The organism is Rhodococcus sp. (in: high G+C Gram-positive bacteria) (genome assembly GCF_049286785.1).
Taxonomy (GTDB): Bacteria; Actinomycetota; Actinomycetes; order Mycobacteriales; family Mycobacteriaceae; genus Rhodococcus_F.
On sequence record NZ_JBAQEO010000559.1, the window covers coordinates 1 to 3,442 of the forward strand.

Below are 3,442 nucleotides of genomic sequence, written 5' to 3' on the forward strand. Positions count from 1 at the left end.
GTACACCTCGTCCCAGGCGGTAGCGACCTCGGGTGTGACTGCATCGCCGAGGATTTCGACGATAGCCTCGAACAGGTGCTTGTGCACTATCTCGTACTGTGCGGGTTCGATGCCCAGCGAAGCGTGCTTGTTCGCGATCCGGGACAGGATGAGATCGGTGCGTGCCTGGTCGGGTTCGAGTTGGAGTGTGGCGAACGCCGCGATGGCGCCGGCGAGTGCCTTCTGCTGCTGGCCCTGCTTCTGGTTTCCGCGATTGAAGAGATCGCGTTCGAGTTCGGGATGGGCCGCAAACATCTTGCGGTAGAACAATGTTGTGATGTCGTCGATGGCGGCACCCACCGCAGGCAGGGTGGCGCGGATCATCTCCGTCGAGGTGGCCGAGAGCATGTCATTCTCCGATCGTTCGGGCAATCTGGGGGTCGATCACTGCCGCTCGGGGGAGAGCGAGCAGCACAGTCTTGGTGGGGTTGCTGGTGACGTCTTCGACGGTCAGCGCGTCGAGGGACTCGAAAAAGGCGTTCTGTGCGCGTCGCAATGCCGATCGCAGGAGGCATCCGGATCGCAGCGGGCACGGGTTGGCACCGTCGCAGTCGACCACCTCCGAGTCGCCCTCCAGGCGGCGTGCGATCCAGCCGATCGACGCGGTCCGCCCGAGTTCGGTGATGGCCAGGCCGCCGCCGCGTCCCCGGCGTGCATCGACGATGCCGAGTTCGCCGAGTCGGGTGATGACCTTGGTGACGTGGGTGTACGACACCGACAACTCCTCGGCGATCGACCGACTGCCCGGTCGTTCGCCGTCACCGGCGACGGCCAGCCGCATCACGATCCGGAGGCCGAGGTCGGTGAACTGGGTCAGTTGCATGACATGAAAGCTACTTTAATTAGTATTTGATATGCGAATTATGTGACGCAGATCGCTCGTTGCGCGAGAAGTTCTCGAACGCGTTTGTCTGCAAGGTCTTTCGCTCCACAAACCTCGCGATCATGTGCGAACCGAGGCTCCCCCGCTACAGCCTTACTGCCCGACCGGGCCGGGACTTTGGTCCCTCCCGGGAAATCGAAGGGTGCAAGACACAGGCCGGTGCCGACGATAGTGTGTGGGCATGAGCGCACAGGACCGAAATAGTGTCGTTGTCGGTGTCGATGGATCGGACGGCGCGAACGCTGCCGTCAAGATGGCCGCGGAGATGGCCACCAAACGTGGACTGAAACTGAAAATCATCCACGCCCTCGACTTCGCCCCCTACGGCTTCGGTGGCCCCTACATGGATGTCGGTGGTGTCTACGAATGGGTCGAGGCGAGCGGCAAGTCCGTACTCGCCGACGCCGAGGAACTCGCGTACTCGGTGAATCCGATTCTCGACGTCGAGACCGAGATGTCCATCGGAAGCAGCTCCCAGTGGCTGATCGACGTCTCCGAACACGCACGCACGGTGGTCGTCGGTGCGTCGGGAGCGGGTGCAGCGGCCACGGCTCTGCTCGGCAACAACGCGATCAACGTGACCAGTCACGCACACTGCCCCGTCGTGGTGGTTCGCGGCGAGGCGCACCCCGACGGGCCGGTGGTGGTGGGTGTCGACGGCAGCGCCACCAGTCAGCGTGCGATCTCCGTCGCCTTCGAGGAGGCGTCCATGCGGAATCTGCCGTTGGTGGCCGTCCACGTCTGGAGCGATCTGGGGCCCACCGCACTGGAGGATCCCCGCGCAGCCGCCCTCGTCCCGACAGGAGTCGAGGAGGACGAGAAGGCGGTGCTCGCCGAAAGCCTCGCCGGCTTCCAGGAGAAGTATCCGGACGTGCAGGTCTCGCGTGAGGTGTACATCGACGATCCGCGGGCGCGCCTGATCGAGTGGTCGAAGAAGGCCCATCTGGTGGTGGTCGGCAGCCGCGGCCGGGGCGGCTTCACGGGAATGCTGCTCGGATCCACCAGCAACAGTCTCGTGAGCTCCGCGCAGTGCCCTGTTGTCGTGGTGAGGCCTGAGCAGGCGTGACGCGTTGCCCGCAGTAGTGTCTGGGTGACAGAGCTGAAGGCCAGGATTGGGGAACGACGTGCGCATCGGTATGAGCTTGAACTACAGCGGTGGATTCGCTGAAGCGGCCGAGGAGGTCGCCGACCTCGAGAAGGCCGGGCTCGACATCATTTTCGTGCCCGAGGCCTACTCGTTCGACGCGGTCAGCCAGCTCGGCTACCTCGCGGCCAAGACCACCACGCTGGAACTGGCCTCGGGTATCTTCCAGATCTACACCCGTACCCCCAGCCTCACGGCCATGACGGCGGCCGGCCTGGACTATGTGTCCGGCGGCCGCTTCGTCATGGGTCTCGGCGCGTCCGGTCCGCAGGTGATCGAGGGCTTCCACGGGGTCAAGTACGACGCCCCACTCGCACGTACCCGCGAGGTGGTCGACATCTGCCGGCAGGTGTGGCGCCGCGAGAAGGTTCAGCACCAGGGCAAGTACTACCAGGTTCCGTTGCCGGCCGAGAAGGGCACGGGTCTGGGCAAGCCGCTGAAGATCATCAACCGTCCTGTGCGTGAGCGGATTCCGATCGTGATCGCGTCCCTCGGTCCCAAGAACGTGGAGATGACGGCCGAGATCGCGGAGGGATGGGAGCCTCTGTTCTTCCATCCGGAGAAGGCCGCGAGCGTGTGGGGCGAGCCGCTGGCCAAGGGCAAGGCGAAACGCGACCCGAGTCTCGGTGACCTACAGGTCTTCGCTTCACCGGCACTCGCAATCGGTGACGACGTCGAACACATGCTCGACTGGGTTCGTCCCATCCTGGCCCTGTACATCGGCGGAATGGGCGCCAAGGGCAAGAACTTCTACAACGATCTCGCGATCCGGTACGGCTACGAGAAGGAAGCCGAGACCATCCAGGACCTCTACCTGGCCGGCAAGAAGGAGGAGGCTGCGGCGGCTGTACCCGACGGCCTGGTCCGCGACGTGTCGCTCATCGGTCCGGAAAGCTACGTCAGGGAGCGGGTTGCGGCGTTCGCCGAGGCAGGCGTCACCACGCTGACGGTCTCGCCGCTGGCGGCAGATCGGGCCGGACGGGTCGCGTTGATCGAGAAGTTCCGCAAGATCTGCGGGTAACTCACTCGCGAGACAGTGCACCACCCGACGAAGGGAAGATGAGCATGACCGGAAACAAGCCGATCGTCGTGGGTGTGGACGGATCCGAGTCGGCGTCAGCTGCTGTGGCGTGGGCGGCCAGAACGGCCGCGGCACTGTCGGCACCACTGAAGATCGTGACGGTGGTGCACGTCCCCGCGTTCTACTATTCCGAGCCCTACCTGGCGGAGAGCTTCAAGGAAGAACTCGAGGAAACCGCGAAGGCTCGGCTGGGCAGTGCAAAGGTGCTCGCGCGACAGACCGACGAGTCCATCGACATCACCACCGAGAGGCATGAGGGCAAGGTGAGCCAGACCCTCATCGAGCTGTCCAAGGA

Annotated in this window: 5 protein-coding genes; 3 read left to right on the forward strand and 2 right to left on the reverse strand. The window is 64.2% G+C overall.

Features of this window, described 5'->3' with window-relative positions:
* Nucleotides 1–387 (reverse strand): globin domain-containing protein (locus tag WAW17_RS20145; protein WP_422334688.1); only part of this gene is annotated, 387 nt, incomplete at its 3' end.
* Between the two features lies 1 nt (nucleotide 388).
* Nucleotides 389–862 carry an RrF2 family transcriptional regulator gene (locus tag WAW17_RS20150; protein ID WP_422334689.1) on the reverse strand — a complete coding sequence of 158 codons (474 nt, stop codon included), beginning with the start codon at nucleotides 860–862 and terminating at the stop codon, nucleotides 389–391.
* Between the two features lie 241 nt (nucleotides 863–1,103).
* Between WAW17_RS20150 and WAW17_RS20155 the strand changes: the two genes are divergently transcribed.
* From WAW17_RS20155 to WAW17_RS20165, 3 genes are all read left to right on the forward strand, one after another.
* Nucleotides 1,104–1,988 (forward strand): universal stress protein, encoded by an 885-nt coding sequence (locus WAW17_RS20155; RefSeq protein WP_422334690.1) that lies wholly within the window; start codon nucleotides 1,104–1,106, stop codon nucleotides 1,986–1,988.
* 58 nt (nucleotides 1,989–2,046) lie between these two features.
* Nucleotides 2,047–3,087 (forward strand): LLM class F420-dependent oxidoreductase, encoded by a 1,041-nt coding sequence (locus tag WAW17_RS20160; protein ID WP_422334691.1) that lies wholly within the window; start codon nucleotides 2,047–2,049, stop codon nucleotides 3,085–3,087.
* Nucleotides 3,088–3,131: 44 nt separating this feature from the next.
* The coding region (locus WAW17_RS20165) for a universal stress protein (protein WP_422334692.1) at nucleotides 3,132–3,442 on the forward strand (311 nt) is incomplete at its 3' end.